The sequence below is a fragment of the Geodermatophilaceae bacterium NBWT11 genome (genome assembly GCA_014218215.1).
In the GTDB taxonomy this organism is placed as follows: domain Bacteria; phylum Actinomycetota; class Actinomycetes; order Mycobacteriales; family Geodermatophilaceae; genus Klenkia.
This window is the reverse complement of record CP043652.1, coordinates 1,998,240-2,015,199: the sequence shown is the minus strand read 5'-3', so window position 1 is coordinate 2,015,199 and position 16,960 is coordinate 1,998,240. Positions and strand designations below refer to the sequence as shown.

The 16,960-nt window shown below is 74.2% G+C and carries 14 protein-coding genes; 9 read left to right on the top strand and 5 right to left on the bottom strand.

Annotated elements, in window-relative coordinates; translation table 11 throughout:
- The gene (locus F1C76_09680) at nucleotides 1-447 is read left to right on the top strand and encodes a GNAT family N-acetyltransferase (GenBank protein QNG36831.1); all 447 of its coding nucleotides are present in this window, start codon (nucleotides 1-3) and stop codon (nucleotides 445-447) included.
- Here F1C76_09680 and F1C76_09675 read toward each other — a convergent pair.
- Nucleotides 427-2,142: a helicase gene (locus F1C76_09675; GenBank protein QNG36830.1), complete on the bottom strand. Its 1,716-nt coding sequence runs from the start codon at nucleotides 2,140-2,142 to the stop codon at nucleotides 427-429. The two genes, F1C76_09680 and F1C76_09675, sit on opposite strands and share 21 nt — an antisense overlap.
- Nucleotides 2,143-2,216: 74 nt before the next feature.
- Entirely contained in the window at nucleotides 2,217-2,927 is a 711-nt protein-coding gene (locus F1C76_09670) for a hypothetical protein (GenBank protein QNG36829.1), read from the bottom strand.
- Nucleotides 2,928-3,072: 145 nt separating this feature from the next.
- Between F1C76_09670 and F1C76_09665 the strand changes: the two genes are divergently transcribed.
- Nucleotides 3,073-3,936 (top strand): alpha/beta fold hydrolase, encoded by an 864-nt coding sequence (locus F1C76_09665; GenBank protein ID QNG39135.1) that lies wholly within the window; start codon nucleotides 3,073-3,075, stop codon nucleotides 3,934-3,936.
- On the opposite strand, the gene F1C76_09660 is transcribed toward F1C76_09665, so the two are convergent.
- Nucleotides 3,933-7,196 (bottom strand): DEAD/DEAH box helicase, encoded by a 3,264-nt coding sequence (locus tag F1C76_09660; protein ID QNG36828.1) that lies wholly within the window; start codon nucleotides 7,194-7,196, stop codon nucleotides 3,933-3,935. The two genes, F1C76_09665 and F1C76_09660, sit on opposite strands and share 4 nt — an antisense overlap.
- A 76-nt stretch (nucleotides 7,197-7,272) precedes the next feature.
- Between F1C76_09660 and F1C76_09655 the strand changes: the two genes are divergently transcribed.
- The gene (locus F1C76_09655; GenBank protein QNG36827.1) at nucleotides 7,273-7,497 is read left to right on the top strand and encodes a hypothetical protein; all 225 of its coding nucleotides are present in this window, start codon (nucleotides 7,273-7,275) and stop codon (nucleotides 7,495-7,497) included.
- Nucleotides 7,498-7,543: 46 nt separating this feature from the next.
- Nucleotides 7,544-9,184 carry an alpha-D-glucose phosphate-specific phosphoglucomutase gene (locus F1C76_09650; GenBank protein ID QNG36826.1) on the top strand — a complete coding sequence of 547 codons (1,641 nt, stop codon included), beginning with the start codon at nucleotides 7,544-7,546 and terminating at the stop codon, nucleotides 9,182-9,184.
- Between the two features lie 100 nt (nucleotides 9,185-9,284).
- Here the strand turns inward: F1C76_09650 and glpK (F1C76_09645) are convergent, their stop codons facing one another.
- Nucleotides 9,285-10,802: a glycerol kinase GlpK gene (glpK, locus tag F1C76_09645; GenBank protein ID QNG36825.1), complete on the bottom strand. Its 1,518-nt coding sequence runs from the start codon at nucleotides 10,800-10,802 to the stop codon at nucleotides 9,285-9,287.
- 47 nt (nucleotides 10,803-10,849) lie between these two features.
- Nucleotides 10,850-11,569 (bottom strand): aquaporin family protein, encoded by a 720-nt coding sequence (locus tag F1C76_09640; GenBank protein ID QNG39134.1) that lies wholly within the window; start codon nucleotides 11,567-11,569, stop codon nucleotides 10,850-10,852.
- Between the two features lie 225 nt (nucleotides 11,570-11,794).
- On the opposite strand from F1C76_09640, the gene F1C76_09635 reads away from it, so the two are divergent.
- The 5 genes from F1C76_09635 to F1C76_09615 all read left to right on the top strand — a co-directional run bounded on the left by F1C76_09635 (nucleotide 11,795) and on the right by F1C76_09615 (nucleotide 16,877).
- Nucleotides 11,795-12,514: an IclR family transcriptional regulator gene (locus tag F1C76_09635; GenBank protein QNG36824.1), complete on the top strand. Its 720-nt coding sequence runs from the start codon at nucleotides 11,795-11,797 to the stop codon at nucleotides 12,512-12,514.
- A gap of 1 nt (nucleotide 12,515) precedes the next feature.
- Nucleotides 12,516-14,027, top strand: coding sequence for a glycerol kinase GlpK (gene glpK / locus F1C76_09630; GenBank protein ID QNG36823.1), 1,512 nt, complete (start codon nucleotides 12,516-12,518; stop codon nucleotides 14,025-14,027).
- 176 nt (nucleotides 14,028-14,203) lie between these two features.
- Nucleotides 14,204-15,934, top strand: a complete 1,731-nt coding sequence (locus F1C76_09625; GenBank protein QNG36822.1) for a glycerol-3-phosphate dehydrogenase/oxidase — start codon at nucleotides 14,204-14,206, stop codon at nucleotides 15,932-15,934.
- Nucleotides 15,903-16,409: a GNAT family N-acetyltransferase gene (locus F1C76_09620; GenBank protein ID QNG36821.1), complete on the top strand. Its 507-nt coding sequence runs from the start codon at nucleotides 15,903-15,905 to the stop codon at nucleotides 16,407-16,409. The genes F1C76_09625 and F1C76_09620 overlap by 32 nt, the downstream gene beginning before the upstream one ends.
- 33 nt (nucleotides 16,410-16,442) lie before the next feature.
- Entirely contained in the window at nucleotides 16,443-16,877 is a 435-nt protein-coding gene (locus F1C76_09615) for a polyketide cyclase (protein QNG36820.1), read from the top strand.
- Nucleotides 16,878-16,960 lie beyond the last annotated feature (83 nt).

The following is a 16,960-nucleotide window of genomic DNA, read 5'->3' as shown; positions in this document are numbered from 1 at the left end:
GTGATCGTCGAGAAGCGCTTCGCCGACCTGACCCCGGCCCAGCTGTACGGCCTGCTCAAGCTGCGGGTCGACGTGTTCGTGGTCGAGCAGGACTGCCCGTACCCCGAGCTCGACGGCCGGGACACCGAGCCGGGCACGGTGCACGTCTGGGTCGAGGAGGACGGCGTCCCGGTGTCCTGCATCCGGGTGCTGGAGAACGGCGAGGACCGGGCCATCGGCCGGGTCGCCACCGCCGTCTCCGCCCGGGGCCGGGGGCTCAGCGCGCAGCTGGTGACCCGTGGGCTCGAGCTGTGCGCCGGGCGCACCGTGGACATCGGGGCGCAGGCGTACCTGGAGGCCTGGTACGGCCGCTTCGGCTTCGTCCGGTCGGGCGAGGACTACCTGGAGGACGGCATCCTGCACCTGCCGATGCGGGTGGTCGCCGGCTCAGTCGCTCCCGGTGAGTGAGGCCGCGGGCAGCCAGTCGGCGTCGAGCAGCTCGGCGATCTGCTGCAGCCCGGCGGTGTCGCCGCCGGCCGTCTGGCCGGTGACCGCGAGCCGCTCGACCATCACCTTGGCCACCTGCTCCTCCACGGTCTCCTCGGCGTAGGCGATCCGCCACGGGGACACCTGGTGGTCGCGGTGCGTGCGGCCGGTGACCTGCCGGGCGGCGATGCCGGAGAACCGCGGCTGGTGGAACAGCCCGACCCGCGGGGTGGTGGACGCCGGCGCACCCCCGGGGAGCTGCTCGCCGGCGTGCAGGCTGATGGACGCGGTCACGGTGAACACGCAGACCCGCGACTCCCCGGTCTGGAACCGCAGCCGCTCGGCCTCGACGTCGAAGCGGTCCCTGCCGTAGACGCCCGAGACGCCGACCCCGGCGTCCAGCAGGGCGGTCCGGATCGGGTCGGCCGCGGTCTCCACGAACTCCACCGACACCGCGACCTGCCGGTCGGCCTCCACCTGCGCCTTCACCCAGTCGACGGTGGCCGGCACCCGGATCAGCCCGGCCTTCTGCCGGAACCGCATGAGCGCGGCCCGCCCGCGGGCGGCCTCCTTCTTCCGGCGGGCCAGCTGCATCTCCTCGCGGAAGGCGCTCCACTCCTGCTCGTAGGCCGCCCGCTCGGCCGGGGTCAGCGCCACCGGCGTGCCGGTCACCTGCACCTGCCCCCAGGGGGCCGGCCGGTGCAGGGTCGAGGGCGGGTCGGTGTCGGTGAGCCAGCCGCGCAGCCGTGCCAGGTCGGCCCGCCGCTCGTCGGGGTCCTCGGTCCAGGTGGCGCCGTAGCGGCCGCGTTCCACGTGGAACCCGTGCTCGGCGAGCTTGGTGGGCAGGTCGGCCCAGGCCCGCAGCGGCTCGTCGTGCACCGCGGCCAAGTGCGGCGCCAGGTAGGGCAGCTCGAGCGGGGAGTGCGCCGGGGTGGCGGTGGCCAGCAGCACGAACGGGGCGTCCTTCACCCGGCCGGACCCGGAGACCGCCTTCCAGTGCTTCCACCGCTGGGTGGTGGTGTGCCGGACCATGTGCGCCTCGTCGGCGACCACGACGTCGAAGGACAGCCCGCGCACCTTGGCCAGCCGGTCCCAGGTGGTCACGCACCAGCGCAGCCCGCCCGACCCGAACGCGGTGATCGACCGGGTCCAGTGCGGCACGGTGATCGCCGCCGGCCGGTCGGCGACCACCAGCACGGTGCGGGCGCCCCGGCGTGCGGCGATCTGCTGCACGGCCAGGACCGCCGTCCCGGTCTTGCCCACGCCCGGGTCGTCGCCGAGCAGGAACATCCGGCCACCGGCGGCCTCGTGGGCCGCGATCGCGGCCGCTCCGCTGACCTGCTCGGCCCGCGGGGTCATCGAGTCCCCGGCCGGCACCGGGCGGGCCTCGTCGTTGAGCTGCTCCTCCAGGAAGCGCTCGAAGGTGTACGGGCCCGGGTCGTAGACCGCGAGCTCGGGCGGCAGCTGCGCGCCCACCCACACGTGGGCCTGCAGCTCCTTGTGCCAGACGGCACCCGGGGCCGGCGCCCGGAACGGCACCGCGAGCACCCACACCCGCTCCCCCGGCCCGGCGACCGGCACGTCGGGTGCGGCGACGGCCGTCCGCGGCTTGCGGGGTGCGGCCTTGCGGGGTGCGGCCTTCCGGGTCGTGGTGGCGCGGCGACGACGACCGGGCACGGGGCTCCTCAGCAGGGGACGACGGGGACCGCCCCGACGCTACGGGCGGGGTCCGACGCTCCCGGCGCGGTGGGTCAGGCGGCCAGCGAGCGGATGCGGCGGTGCGCCCCGGCCATCGCCAGCACGGTGCCGGTGGCGGTCACCGGGTCCAGGTCACCGCGGGCGGGTTCGGCGTCCGGCACCCCGAGCAGCTCCTGGAACGCGGTCGCGGCCCAGCCGGCCTCCAGCGGGCACAGCTCCGGGTGGAACTGCACGCCGGCCACCCGGGAGCCGAGCGTGAAGCCCTGCACCGGCGTCACCGCGTTGCTCCAGAGCAACCGGGTGCCCGGGGTGCCGAGGAACGCCGTCGGCACCTGCTGGGCGTGCGCGGTGGCCACGTGGAGGTCGGGGACGCCGTGGCCGTGCACCGTGGTGGTGCCGGCCTCCCCGCCCGAGGGCACCGGCTCGGGGTCGAGCTGTCCGGCGACGGCGGCGATCATCTGGGCGCCCAGGCAGATGCCCACCACGCTGGCCCGGTCGTCGGCGGCGACGTCCAGGGCGGCGCGGACGGCGTCCAGGCGTTCGGCCATCGCCGCGCTCCCGGAGCCGATCGCCTCCAGGCCGCCGCTGAACACGTGCAGCACCCCGTCGCGGCCCCGGTGCTCGGCTGCCGGGTCGCCCCACGGCACGAGCGAGACCCGCCAGCCGAGGGTCCCGAGCACGGTGGCCAGCGGCTCACCCCAGGCGACACCCGGCCACACGGTGCCGCTGCCCTGCCAGACCACCGCCTCGCCGCTGAACGTCATGACCACACCATGACGCTGTGTCACGGGCAGAACGGTCGCGCGACACGAACGGGGCAGCGTGCTCCCGTCCCACCGGCCCCGTTGCCCTCCTCCTCCCCCAGGGTCCCCGTGCGTCCCGTGGTCTCATCGGGGGGTGAGCGAGGACCTGGAGCTGTCCACCCGCACCCTCGGCGAGGCAGGACCGCGGGTCGCCTTCGTGCACGGTCTGTTCGGGCAGGGCCGCAACTGGACGACGATCGCCCGCCGGCTCGCCGATCCCACCGAGGCCGGCCCGGGGCACCGGGTCACCCTGGTCGACCTGCCCAACCACGGGCACTCGCCGTGGACCGACCGGGTCGACTACGTCGACATGGCCGAGCTGCTGGCCGAGCTGCTGGCCTCCTGGGGCGAGCCGGTGACGCTGGTCGGGCACTCGATGGGCGGCAAGGTCGCCATGCAGCTGGCGCTGCGGCACCCCGAGCTGCTGCGCGCCCTCGTCGTCGTCGACATCTCGCCCTCGACCTACCCCGAGACCGGCGGCCGCACCGACGACCCGGACGAGGAGGCCTCCCCGTTCGCGGCCTTCATCGCCGCCATGCGGGCCATCGACCTGGACGCCCTGGCGACCCGGGAGGACGCCGACGCCGCGCTGCGCACGGCGGTGCCCAGCGACATGGTGCGCGGGTTCCTGCTGCAGTCCCTCGTCCGCGACGGGTCCAGCGGCTGGCGGTGGCGGCTGAACCTGGCGACCCTCGGCCGCGACCTGGGCGTGCTGCGCGGGTTCCCCGAGCCCCCGCCCGGTGCGGTGTTCCCGGGCCCGGTGCTGTGGATCGCGGGAGCGGACTCGACCTACGTGCTGCCGGAGGACCGGGCCCGGATGGACGAGCTGTTCCCCGCCGTCCGGCTGGTGCGGGTGAAGAACGCCGGGCACTGGGTGCACTCGGAGGCCCCGGAGGTGTTCACCGAGGCCGTGCGCCGGTTCCTCGACGGAGTCGAGCAACGGCACGGCCTGGCCCAGGTCGAGGCCTAGGCGAACAGGCCGCGCACGTCCTCGGCGGTCAGCGCGCCGGAGGACAGCGCGCCCTCGCCCACGACGTCGGAGAACAGCTCGGCCTTGCGGGCCTTGAGCTCCATGACCTTCTCCTCGATGGTGCCGGCGGCGACGAGCCGGTAGACCATCACCGTCTTGTCCTGGCCGATCCGGTGCGTGCGGTCGACCGCCTGGGCCTCGGTGGCCGGGTTCCACCACGGGTCGAGCACGTAGACGTAGTCGGCCTCGGTGATCGTCAGGCCCGAGCCGCCGGCCTTGAGGCTGATCAGGAAGACCGGTGCGTCGCCCTGGCGGAACCCGTCGACGACGGCATCCCGGTCCTTGGTGGAGCCGTCCAGGTAGGCCCACTCGATGCCCTCGGCGGTCAACCGGTCCCGGATCCTCCCCAGGAACCGGGTGAACTGGCTGAACACCAGCACCCGGTGGCCCTCCTCGACCACCTCGGTGAGGTGCTCGACGAACGCGTCGGCCTTGCTGGAGGCCACGCTCGCGTAGTCCGGGTCGATCAGCGAGGGGTCCAGGCTCAGCTGCCGCAGCAGGGTGAGCGACTGGAAGATGGTGAACCGGTTCTTGGCCAGGTCCTCGACCAGGCCGAGCACCTTCTGCCGCTCGCGCTGCAGGTGCTTCTGGTACAGCTCCTCGTGCTCGGGGTTCAGCGTCACCTCCAGCACCTGCTCCTGCTTGGGCGGCAGCTCGGGGGCCACGGACTCCTTGGTGCGGCGCAGCACCAGCGGCTTGATCCGGCGGCGCAGCGAGGCGAGCCGCTCGCGGTCGCCGTCCCGCTCGATCGGCGTCCGGTAGTGGTGGGTGAAGGCCGAGGGGTCCGGGAACAGGCCCGGCGCGGTGATCGACAGCAGCGACCACAGGTCCATGACGCTGTTCTCCAGCGGCGTGCCGGTCAGCGCGAGGGTGAACGGGGCGTCCAGGCGGCGGGCGCACTGGTAGGTGCGGCCCTGGTGGTTCTTCACCGTCTGCGCCTCGTCGAGCACCAGCCCGCGCCACGGCAGCGCCTGCAGCTGCTCGTCCTCCAGCCGGAAGACCGCGTAGGAGGTGACGACGACGTGCGCGCCGGCCACGTGCTGGGCCAGCGGCGTGCCGCGGCGCCGCTCGGTCTCCCGGACGACGGCGACCTGCAGCCCGGGGGCGAACCGGGCCGCCTCGCGGGCCCAGGTGGACAGCACGCTGGTGGGCGCCACGACCAGCACCGGGGCCTCGTCGAGGTCACCGGCCTCGTGTGCCCGCGCCAGCAGCGCGAGGGTCTGCAGCGTCTTGCCCAGCCCCATGTCGTCGGCCAGGATCCCGCCGATCCGGCGGTCCCAGAGGAAGGACAGCCAGGCGAACCCGTCGTGCTGGTAGGGCCGCAGCTGCGCGGTCAGCCCCGCCGGGACCTCCGGTCGGTCCCCGGTGCCGGCGTCCAGCAGGCCCTGGACGTCGCGGGTCCAGCGGGTGCTCTGCTCCTCCAGCACGCCGAGGGTGAGCAGCTCCTCCCACCAGCCGGCCTGCAGCCGGTTGACCGCCACGACGCCGTCGGCGGGCACGTCCTCCAGCGCGCGGGCCTCCTCGATCAGCTGGCGCAGCCGGTCGAACTCCGGGCGCTGCAGGGAGAACCAGGTGCCGGTGACCAGCATCAGCCGGGTGCGCCCGGTGACCAGGGCCTGGAAGAGCACCGAGAACGGCACGACCTGGCCGTCGACGGTGATCGCGACCCCGAGGTCGAACCAGTCGGACTGGGTGTTGTCGCGGGCGGTGAAGGTGATCTGCGGGGCCGCGGTGGACTGCCGGTAGTCCGGCGGCGAGCCGACGACGGTGAGGTCGACGCCCGCGTCCTCGCGCAGCGCGGGCAGCACCTCGGAGGTGAACTCCATGGCCTCCATGCCGCGCAGCTCGGCCGCGGGGGTGAGCCGCCGGTCGACCGTCCACAGCTCGGGCACCCCGCCGACCGGGCCGGGCAGCCGGGTCTCCAGCGCCCGCTCGGCGTCGAGGTCGCGGCCGGAGCCGGGCTGCGCGGTGTCCCCGGGCGCGGCCGGTGGGAAGGACCGGTCGGGCCCGTAGCGCACCGTCCACGCGATCTCGACCGACAGGTCGCCGGGGTAGGTGGCGGTCAGCGCCAACCGCGGGGGGACGACGTCGGGCAGCTCGACCGAGCCGTCGCCGGACACCACCGGCACCCGGCTGCGCAGGTCGGGGTACCAGTCGCGGAGGAAGCGCCCGACGTCGGCCGCCGGGACGTCCAGCGGACGGCCCCGGGCGGCGAGCCCGGCCAGCGTGGGCGTGGCCGGCCGGTCGAGGCGGGCCAGCAGGAGCGCGGTCTCCGGGTCGGGTTCGTGCACGGTGACCCCGTGCGCGGGGTGGCCGAGGAAGGACAGCGCCGCCGGGTCGACGGCCCGGCCGTCCACCCGCACGACCGCCTGCAGCTGGGCTCCGCCACCGGCCTGCTGGCGGGCGTCGACGGCGAGGTCGGCGGGGGCGTCGGCGAGCACCACCGGCTGCTGGCGCGGGCCGGCACCGGACAGCACGACCCCGTCACCGAGGGCCTGGTCGAGCATCCGCCACAGGCCCGGGCCGAACTCGTGCAGGTACACGTCGGTGGGCGCGTAGGAGTAGTACTGCCCGCGCGAGGCCTGGTGGGTGGCGTACAGGGCCCGCAGCGCGGCCAGGTGCCGGCGGTCCCACCCGGACTGGGCGGCGTCGTACTGCAGCTGCTTCCAGGTGATGCCGGTGCGCACCCACCGGCCGTTCTTGCCCGGGACGACGGGGCGCAGCCGGACCAGCCGCGGCCGGGAGCCCGGCGCACCCACCGAGGCCCGGGCCGCGGGTTCGGCGGAGACCTCGAACTGCAGGCCCAGCGGGACCCGGGTCGGGGCCCGGCCGGGGGCCTCGGTGCCCTGGACCAGCTCGGTGAGCGTGCGCTCCCACTCGGGCAGCTGCACCGTCGGCCCGACCGCCGACGAGCGCAGCGCGAGCAGCGCGGCGACCGCGTGCTTGCACTCCACCGCGACCGGGCAGGTGCACACGCTCGTCCAGCCCTCGCGGCCCTGGCCGGCCAGCACCATCGTCGTCCGGTAGGGCTGGGAGGCGGTGCCGCGGACGGTGGCGGTGACCCGGCGGCCGTCGCGGGAGAGGTCGACCGCGGTCACGGCGCCCTCGTTCAGCACGGTCAGCGCCCGGCGGAACACCTCGGGCCCTACGTGTGCCGTGAGAGCGGCGTCAGACGCCTCCTGACGCCACTCTTCGAGCACCAGGCCAGGCTACGGCGGCGTGCTGACAGTCCCGGTCGCGATGGCCCGGGGACGGGCGGCGGGGTGAGACTGGTGCATGGCCACCACCTGCGACAGCTGCCGGACCCGCTTCGACGAGGCGCCGGTGCGCACCCCGACCGGCCGGACCCTGTGCCCCGACTGCGGGACCACCTTCCAGGGCCAGGTGGCCGGGATGGTCGCGGCCGGCTCGGACGCCACGCCGTCGGAGCGGGTGGCCCAGGGGATCGCCACCGGCGGGTGGCTGCACCGGGTGCGGAAGGCGATGGGTCGCTCGGACTGAGGGCCTCCGGTCGCCGGAGCGGGCCCGGGCAGGCCAGGATCGACCCATGAGCACCGAGCGCGCCGGGACCCCGGCCCAGCCCGCGGACCTGGTCGACGTCCCGCACCTGGTCACCGCGTACTACGCCACCGAGCCCGACCCCGAGGACCCCGGCCAGCAGGTCGTCTTCGGCACCAGCGGACACCGCGGGTCCAGCCTGGACGGCGCCTTCAACGAGGCGCACATCCTGGCCACCACCCAGGCGATCGTGGAGTACCGGAGGGGCCAGGGCTTCGACGGCCCGCTGTTCATCGGCCGGGACACCCACGCCCTCAGCGAGCCGGCCTGGGTGAGCGCCCTGGAGGTGCTGGCCGCCAACGACGTCGCCGTGCTCGTCGACAGCGAGGACTCCTACACCCCCACCCCCGGCGTCAGCCACGCCATCCTGCGCGCCAACGCCGGCCGGACGAGCGGTGCGGGCCTGGCCGACGGCATCGTCGTCACCCCCTCGCACAACCCGCCCCGCGACGGCGGCTTCAAGTACAACCCCCCGCACGGCGGCCCGGCCGACTCCGACGCCACCGGCTGGATCGCCGGCCGGGCCAACGAGCTGCTGCGCGCCGGTCTTGAGGGCGTGCAGCGCGTGCCGTTCGCCCGGGCCCGGGCCGCGGCCGGCGTCTACGACTTCACGAGCACCTACGTCGAGGACCTGCCCCAGGTGCTCGACCTGGAGGCGGTCCGCTCGGCCGGCGTGCGGATCGGCGCCGACCCGCTCGGCGGCGCCAGCGTGCACTGGTGGGGCCGGATCGCCGAGGCCCACGGCCTGGACCTCACCGTGGTGAACCCCTTGGTCGACCCCACGTGGCGGTTCATGACCCTGGACTGGGACGGCAAGATCCGGATGGACTGCTCCTCGCCGTCGGCGATGGCCTCGCTGATCAGCCGCAAGGACGAGTTCCAGATCGCCACCGGCAACGACGCCGACGCCGACCGGCACGGCATCGTCACCCCCGACGGCGGCCTGATGAACCCCAACCACTTCCTGGCCGTGGCGATCCAGTACCTGTTCAGCCACCGGCCGGGCTGGTCGGCCGACACCGCGGTGGGCAAGACGCTGGTCTCGTCGTCCCTGATCGACCGGGTGGTCGCCGACCTCGGCCGCCGGCTGGTCGAGGTGCCGGTCGGCTTCAAGTGGTTCGTGCCCGGACTGCTCGACGGGTCGGTCGGCTTCGGCGGCGAGGAGTCCGCCGGTGCCTCGTTCCTGCGCCGGGACGGCGGGGTGTGGACGACGGACAAGGACGGCATCCTGCTCGCCCTGCTCGCCAGCGAGATCCAGGCGGTGACCGGGACGTCGCCGTCCGAGCACCACCGCGAGCTGACCGCCCGGTTCGGGGAGTCCGCCTACGCCCGGGTCGACGCCGCGGCCAGCCGCGAGGAGAAGGCCAAGCTGGGGAAGCTGTCGCCCTCCGACGTCACCGCGACCGAGCTGGCCGGGGAGCCGATCACCGCCAAGCTGACCGAGGCCCCGGGCAACGGGGCGAAGGTCGGCGGGCTCAAGGTGACCACGGAGAACGCCTGGTTCGCCGCCCGCCCGTCGGGCACCGAGGACGTCTACAAGGTCTACGCGGAGTCCTTCAAGGGCGCCGACCACCTCGCCCAGGTCCAGGACGAGGCCCGCGCCGTCGTCTCGGCGGCCCTGGGGTCCTGACCCGCCGCCCTCACCAACGACTGGCCGCCCTCACCAGCGTCGGTGAGGGCGGCCAGTCTTGGATCAGGTCACCTGATCCACGCTGCGGGGCAGCGGGGCGTCAGGAGACGTCGTCGTCGACCCAGTCCAGGGTCTTGGTGACGGCCTTCTGCCACTGCCGGTACTGCCGCTCGCGCTCGCCGGTCTCCATGGCGGGCTCCCAGCGCTTGTCCTCGGCCCACTTGGCGGTGAGCTCGTCGAGGGAGGACCAGAAGCCCACGGCCAGCCCGGCGGCGTAGGCCGCGCCCAGCGCCGTGGTCTCCACGATCTTCGGCCGGATGACCGGGACGTCGAGGACGTCGGCCTGGAACTGCATGAGCAGCTCGTTGCCGACCATGCCGCCGTCCACCCGCAGCTCGGTGAGGTCGACGCCGGAGTCGGCGTTCATCGCGTCGAGGACCTCGCGGGTCTGGAAGGCGGTGGCCTCCAGGACGGCGCGGGCGATGTGGCCCTTGTTCACGAACCGGGTGAGCCCGACCAGGGCGCCGCGGGCGTCCGAGCGCCAGTGCGGGGCGAAGAGGCCGGAGAACGCCGGGACGATGTAGGCCCCGCCGTTGTCCTCGACGCCGGCGGCCAGGGTCTCCACCTCGGGGGCGTCCTTGATCATGCCCAGGTTGTCGCGCAGCCACTGCACCAGCGAGCCGGTGACGGCGATCGAGCCCTCGAGGGCGTAGACCGGCGCGGCGTCGCCGAGCTTGTAGCAGAGCGTGGTGAGCAGGCCGTTCTCCGAGGGCACGGCCTCCTCGCCGGTGTTGAGCAGCATGAAGTTGCCCGTGCCGTAGGTGTTCTTGGCCATGCCCTTCTCGAAGCAGACCTGGCCGAAGGTCGCGGCCTGCTGGTCGCCCAGCGAGCCCGAGATCGGCACCCCGGCGAGGAAGCCCGCGGCCCGGCCCTTGCCGTAGACCTCGGAGTTGGACCGGATCTCCGGGAGCATCGACATCGGGATGCCCATGTCCTCGGCGATGTCGGGCAGCCACTCCAGCGTGCGGTAGTCCATGAGCATGGTGCGGCTGGCGTTGGAGACGTCGGTGAGGTGCAGGCCGCCGTCGGTGCCGCCGGTCATGTTCCAGATCAGCCAGGAGTCGATGGTGCCCATGACCAGGTCACCGGCCTCGGCCCGCTCGCGGGCGCCGTCCACGTTGTCCAGCACCCAGCGGACCTTGGGGCCGGCGAAGTAGGTCGCCAGCGGCAGCCCGACCCGGTCCTTGTAGCGCTCGTCGCCACCGCCCAGGGCGGCCAGCTCGTCGCAGATCTTCCCGGTGCGGGTGTCCTGCCAGACGATCGCGTTGTAGACCGGCTGGCCGGTGGTCTTGTCCCAGACGACGGTGGTCTCGCGCTGGTTGGTGATGCCGACGGCGACGATGTCGGAGGTGGAGGCGTTGCCGCGGGCCAGCGCCTGGCCGACGACCTCGCGGGTGTTGGCCCAGATCTCCAGCGGGTCGTGCTCGACCCAGCCGGCCCTGGGGAAGATCTGCTCGTGCTCCTTCTGACCGGTCGCGACGATCGTGCCGTCGTGGTCGAAGAGGATGCAGCGCGTGCTGGTGGTGCCCTGGTCGATCGCGGCCACGTACTGGGCCATGGGGTGTCTCCTCTGCTCTGAGGTGCGGGGTCAGGACGGGGCGTGGGTCAGATGTTCACCTGGGAGAAGAGGCCGGCGACGACCGCGCCGACGAGCGGGCCGACGATCGGGACCCAGGAGTAGCCCCAGTTGCTGGCGCCCTTGTTCTTGATCGGGAGGATGGCGTGCGCGATGCGCGGGCCCAGGTCACGGGCCGGGTTGATGGCGTAGCCGGTGGGGCCACCGAGCGAGGCGCCGATGCCGACGACCAGCAGGGCCACGGCCAGCGGGCCGACCTCGGTCGGGGTGTCGCCGAACCGGATGATGATGTAGATCAGCACGAAGGTCGCGATGGCCTCGGTGAGCAGGTTGTCCACGGTGCTCTTGATGGCCGGGCCGGTGGAGAAGGTGCCCAGGATGGCGCCGGAGTCGGTCTCGGCGGCGTAGTGCTGGCGGAACGCGACCCAGGCCAGGACGGCGCCGATGATCGCGCCGAGCAGCTCGGCGACCAGGTAGACCACCGTGGACGCCACGGTGACCTCGACCCCGGGCGCGTACTCAGCCGCCCCGGAGGCCAGCAGCCCGATGGTGACCGCCGGGTTCAGGTGCGCCCCGGAGCTGGCCGCGGCGTAGACGCCGGCGAAGACGGCGAGGCCCCAGCCGAAGATGATCACGATGTAGCCGCCGCCGAGGGCGCCGGACTTCGCGAGGGAGACGTTGGCGACCACACCGACACCGAGCAGGATGAGGATCGCGGTGCCCGTGACCTCGCTGCCGAAGACGGTCATGAGGCTGACCTGGTCCAAGGGGAACTCCGTTCTGGGCCCGCGTCACTGCGGGCCGGTCGTCGAACCCGGGGAGTGGTGTGTCCCCCGTCACCCCGGGGTGTGTCGCTGCAGGACGCTAAGTGGCCCCGATCACCAGGCCAAGGGGACGTCGTACGACATCGTCGGACGGAACGGCACCGCCTCGTGCTGCCGTCCCGCCACCCGGGATGCCCTACCGTTCGGCGCGTGCCGGGCACCGTGCAGTCGATCGAGCGGGCCGCCGCCATCCTGCAGGTGGTGGCCGGCAGCGGGGGCACCCTCGGCGTGACCGACATCGCTGCGGCGGTCGGGCTGCCCAAGACCACCGCGCACAGCCTGCTGCGCACCCTGCTGGCCGTCGGGTTCGTCGAGCAGGACCGCGAGGGCCGGTACGCCCTGGGCGCCGGCCTGCTCCGGCTGGGCGCCAGCCACCTCGACGTCAACGAGCTGCGCTCCCGGGCCTCGAACTGGGCCGACGCGCTGGCCTCGCGCAGCGGACACGCCGTCCGGCTGGCCGCGCTGGTGGAGGACCGGGTCGTCGTCGTGCACCACGTCTTCCGGCCCGACGACTCCGTGCAGGTGCTCGACGTGGGGACGACGCTGCCGGCCGAGAGCACGGCGCTCGGCCGGGTGCTGGCGGCCTTCGCCCCGCACCGCTCCACCCGGGGCGTGCAGGACGTCGCCCGCGCCGAGCTCCCCGCCGTCCGCGCGCAGGGCTGGGCGGTGGAGTGCGGCGGGTTCGAGTCCGCGACCGGCGGGGTGGCCGCGCCGGTGCGCGGGTCCACCGGGCTGGTCGTGGCCGCGATGGGCATCGCCGGGCCGGTCGACGAGGTCTGCGACCGCCGCGGTGCGGCCCGGCCCAAGCTGGTCGGCATGGTCACCGAGGCGGCGCACGCGGTGTCCCGCGAGCTGGGCTGGCGGGGCTGACGTGGCCGAGCGCTACGTGCTGGCGGTGGACCAGGGGACGACGTCGACCCGGTCGATCGTGTTCGACCGCAGCGGCCGGATGGTCGCGGTCCGCCAGCGGGAGCACCGGCAGTGGTTCCCGCGGCCGGGCTGGGTGGAGCACGACCCGATGGAGGTCTGGGCCAACACCCAGCGCACCGCGGCCCAGGCGCTGCACGACGTGGCCGCTGCCGCCGGCGAGGTCGTCGCGCTGGGGATCGCCAACCAGCGGGAGACCACGGTCGTCTGGGAGAAGGCGACCGGCCGGCCGGTGACCCGGGCGATCGTCTGGCAGGACACCCGCACCGCCGACCTGGTCACCCGGCTGACCGCCCGTCCCGACGCCGGGATCGTCGCCGAGCGCAGCGGGATGGACATCGCCGGCTACTTCGCCGGGCCGCGGCTGCGCTGGGTGCTCGACCACGTGCCGCGGGCCCGGGAGCGGGCCGAGCGCGGCGAGCTGCTGTTCGGGACCATGGAGACCTGGCTGGTCTGGAACCTCACCGGCGGCCCGGACGGCGGGGTGCACGTCACCGACGTGACCAACGCCAGCCGGACGTCGCTGATGGACGTGCGCACCTGCGCCTGGGACCCCGACCTGCTGGAGTTCTTCGGCGTCCCGGCCGCGCTGCTGCCCGAGATCCGGCCCTCGGTGGGCCAGCTCGGGGTGGCCACCGCCTTGAGCCCGGCCATCCCGATCACCGGTGCGCTGGGCGACCAGCAGGCCGCGCTGTTCGGGCAGGCCTGCTTCGCCCCGGGCGAGGCCAAGTGCACCTACGGCACCGGCAGTTTCCTGCTGCAGAACACCGGCACCGAGCTGGTCCGCACCCGGTCGGGGTCGATCTCGACGGTGGCGTACCAGCTGGCCGGGGAACCGGTGCACTACGCGCTGGAGGGGTCGGTCGCGGTCGCCGGTGCCCTGGTCCAGTGGCTGCGTGACGGGCTCGGCCTGATCGGCACCGCCCCGGAGGTCGAGACCCTCGCGCGCACCGTGGAGGACAACGGCGGCTGCTACGTCGTCCCGGCGTTCTCCGGGCTGCTGGCCCCGCACTGGCGCGGCGAGGCGCGCGGGATGGTCGCCGGGCTGACCTCCTACGTCACCAAGGGCCACCTGGCGCGGGCGGTGCTGGAGGCGACGGGCTGGCAGACCCGGGACGTCGTCCGGGCGATGGCCGCGGACTCCGGGCTGCCGCTGCCGGCGCTGCGGGTGGACGGGGGGATGACCACCAACAACCTGCTCATGCAGTTCGTGGCCGACGTGCTCGACGTGCCCGTCGTCCGCCCGATGGTCGGGGAGACCGTGTCGCTGGGCGCGGCCTACGCCGCCGGGCTGGCGGTCGGGCTGTGGGCCGACGTCGAGGCGCTGCGGCGCAACTGGCACCGCTCGGCGCAGTGGAGCCCGGTGCCCGCGCGTGCCGCCCAGCTGTCCGCGGAGTACCCGACCTGGGAGCGTGCGGTGGCGCTGTCCATCGCCTGGGGCGCGCCCTACCCGTGAGGGTGCGCGTCCGAGATTGTCGGACGCCGGGGTTCGCCGGGCCTGTGCCGCGGACCTACCGTGGACGTCAAGAGCCGCGGGTCACACCGCGGCCCACACATCGAGGTGCACCGGACCCCGGGGCACCCGACGCCGACGACGTCGTCCGTGTGGCGGCGAGACCACAGGAGCACCCCATGTCCGCTGTCACCCCGCTGGGTCCCGAGCAGCGCGCCGCCGCGTGGGCCGCGCTGGCCGCCGAGGAGTTCGAGGTCCTCGTCGTCGGTGGCGGCGTCACCGGCGCCGGTGTGGCGCTGGACGCGGCCACCCGCGGCCTGAAGACCGCGCTGGTCGAGGCCCGCGACTACGCCTCGGGCACGTCGTCCCGGTCCTCCAAGCTCTTCCACGGTGGCCTGCGCTACCTGGAGCAGTTCGACTTCGGCCTGGTCCGCGAGGCGCTGCACGAGCGCGACCTCGCGGTGAACCGGATCAGCCCGCACCTGGTCAAGCCGCTGCCGTTCCTCTACCCGCTGACCCACCGCGTGTGGGAGCGCCCCTACGTGACCGCCGGCCTGGCGCTCTACGACGGGCTGGCCCGGTTCGGCGCGCTCAGCGAGCCGATGCCCTCCCAGAAGCACCTGTCCCGCACCGGGGCGCGCAAGCTCTTCCCGGCCCTCAAGCCCGACGCGCTGGTCGGCGCCGTCCGCTACTACGACGCCCAGGCCGACGACGCCCGGCACACCCTCACCGTCGCGCTGACCGCGGCCAAGTACGGCGCCACCGTGCTGAACTCCGCCGAGGTCGTCTCCTTCCTGCGGGCCGGCGGCCGCGTCGTCGGCGCCCGGGTCCGCGACGTGGAGACCGGCCAGGAGATCGACGTCAAGAGCGAGGTCGTGGTCAACGCCACCGGCGTGTGGACCGACGACCTGCAGACCCTCGTCGGGGGCCGCGGCCGGTTCCACGTGCGGGCCTCCAAGGGCGTGCACATCGTCGTCCCGCGCGACCGGATCAACGGCGAGACCGGGCTGATCCTCAAGACCGAGAAGTCGGTGCTGTTCGTCATCCCGTGGGGCTCGCACTGGATCGTCGGCACCACCGACACCGACTGGGACCTGGACAAGGCGCACCCCGCGGCGTCCAAGGCCGACATCGACTACATCCTCGACCACGTCAACGAGGTGCTGACCACCCCGCTGACCCACGAGGACATCTCCGGGGTCTACGCCGGGCTGCGCCCGCTGCTGTCGGGTGAGTCCGAGGACACCAGCCAGCTCTCCCGCGAGCACGCCGTCGCCCGCCCCTCCCCGGGCGTCATCTCCGTCGCCGGCGGCAAGTACACGACCTACCGGCCGATGGCCGCCGACGCCGTGGACGCCGTGGCCGAGGACGTCACCCGGACCATCCCGAAGAGCGTCACCGAGGACGTGCCGCTGGTCGGCGCCGAGGGCTACTTCGCGATGGTCAACTCCCTGGACCGGCTGGCCGACCAGTGGGGCGTCCCGCGCTTCCGTGCCGAGCACCTGCTCAACCGGTACGGCTCGCTGACCCCGGACGTCCTCGAGCTCGCCGCCGACGACGCGTCGCTGCTCCAGCCGGTGCCCGGCGCCGAGGAGTACCTGATGGTCGAGATGGTGTGGGGCGCCGCTTGCGAGGGTGCGCTGCACCTGGACGACCTGCTCGCCCGCCGCACCCGGATCTCCATCGAGACCCCGCACCGCGGCACCGAGTCCGCCCTCCCGGTGGCCCGGGCCGTCGCGGGCGTGCTGGGCTGGGACGAGGAGCGGGTCACCAACGAGGTCGCCTCCTACGCCGCGCGGGTCGAGGCCGAGCGCCGCTCGCAGACCGAGGACAACGACCAGGAGGCCGACGCCGCCCGCGTCGCCGCGCCGGACACCCGTGCGGTGGCCGTCGGTCGCGCCCTCGTCTGAGCCGGGGCTGCGCCTGCTGACGGCGGCCGACTGGCCGCTGGAGCAGGCGCTGTCCCGGGACCCGCTGGTCGTCGCCGGCACGTCGGCAGCCCCGGACCTCACCGAGGAGGAGGCCCGGGCGCGGGTCGACCGGCTCCTCGCGCGCCGTGCCGCGGGCACGGGTGACCGGTGGGTCGTCGTGGCCAACGGACTGGACGTCGGGGTGGTGGGCGTGCGGCTGGAGGACGAGGGCTGGGAGCTGGGCTGGGCCCTGCTCCCGGCCGGCCGGGGCCGCGGGCTCGCCTCCGGTGCCGTCCGGCAGGTCGCCGAGATGCTGCTGGCCGGGGGTGCCGAGCGGGTGCGTGCCCTGGTGCTGCCCGGCAACGCCGCCTCGCGCCGGGTGGCCACCCGGGCCGGCTTCGAGCGGGAGGGCGTGCTCGACCGGGGCGGACGACGCCTCCAGGTGTGGTGTCGACCCCCCGCCACGGGGGCATGACGGGATCCCACCACCCCGACCCCAGGAGCAGCCGTGCCCACCGTCGAACGGACCTTCGTCGTGCAGTGCCCCCTCGAGAAGGCGGTCGACTACCTCGCCGACTTCGCCCACGCCGAGGCCTGGGACCCGGGCACGAAGAGCTGCACGCCGGTCGACGGGCAGCCGGTGCAGGTGGGCTCCCGCTGGCGCAACGTCAGCGAGTTCATGGGCCGGGAGACCGAGCTGGAGTACCGGCTGGCCACCTGGGAGGCCGACCGCCTCGTGCTCGTCGGGGAGAACAAGACGGTCACCTCGACCGACGAGATCTCCTTCCGGGCCGTCGACGCCACCAGCACCGAGATCCGCTACCACGTGGACTTCGACTTCCACGGGGTCGCGTCCCTGGCCGGGCCGCTGCTCAAGCCGGCGCTGGAGAAGCTGGGCACCGACACCGAGGAGCAGATGACCCGGGTGCTGGCCACCGTCTGATCCCCCCGCCACCGGCGGGTCACCCCGGCGGGTGGCCCGGGTCGACCGCCTCCCACGGGGAACGGCCCGGTCCGGGCAGACTG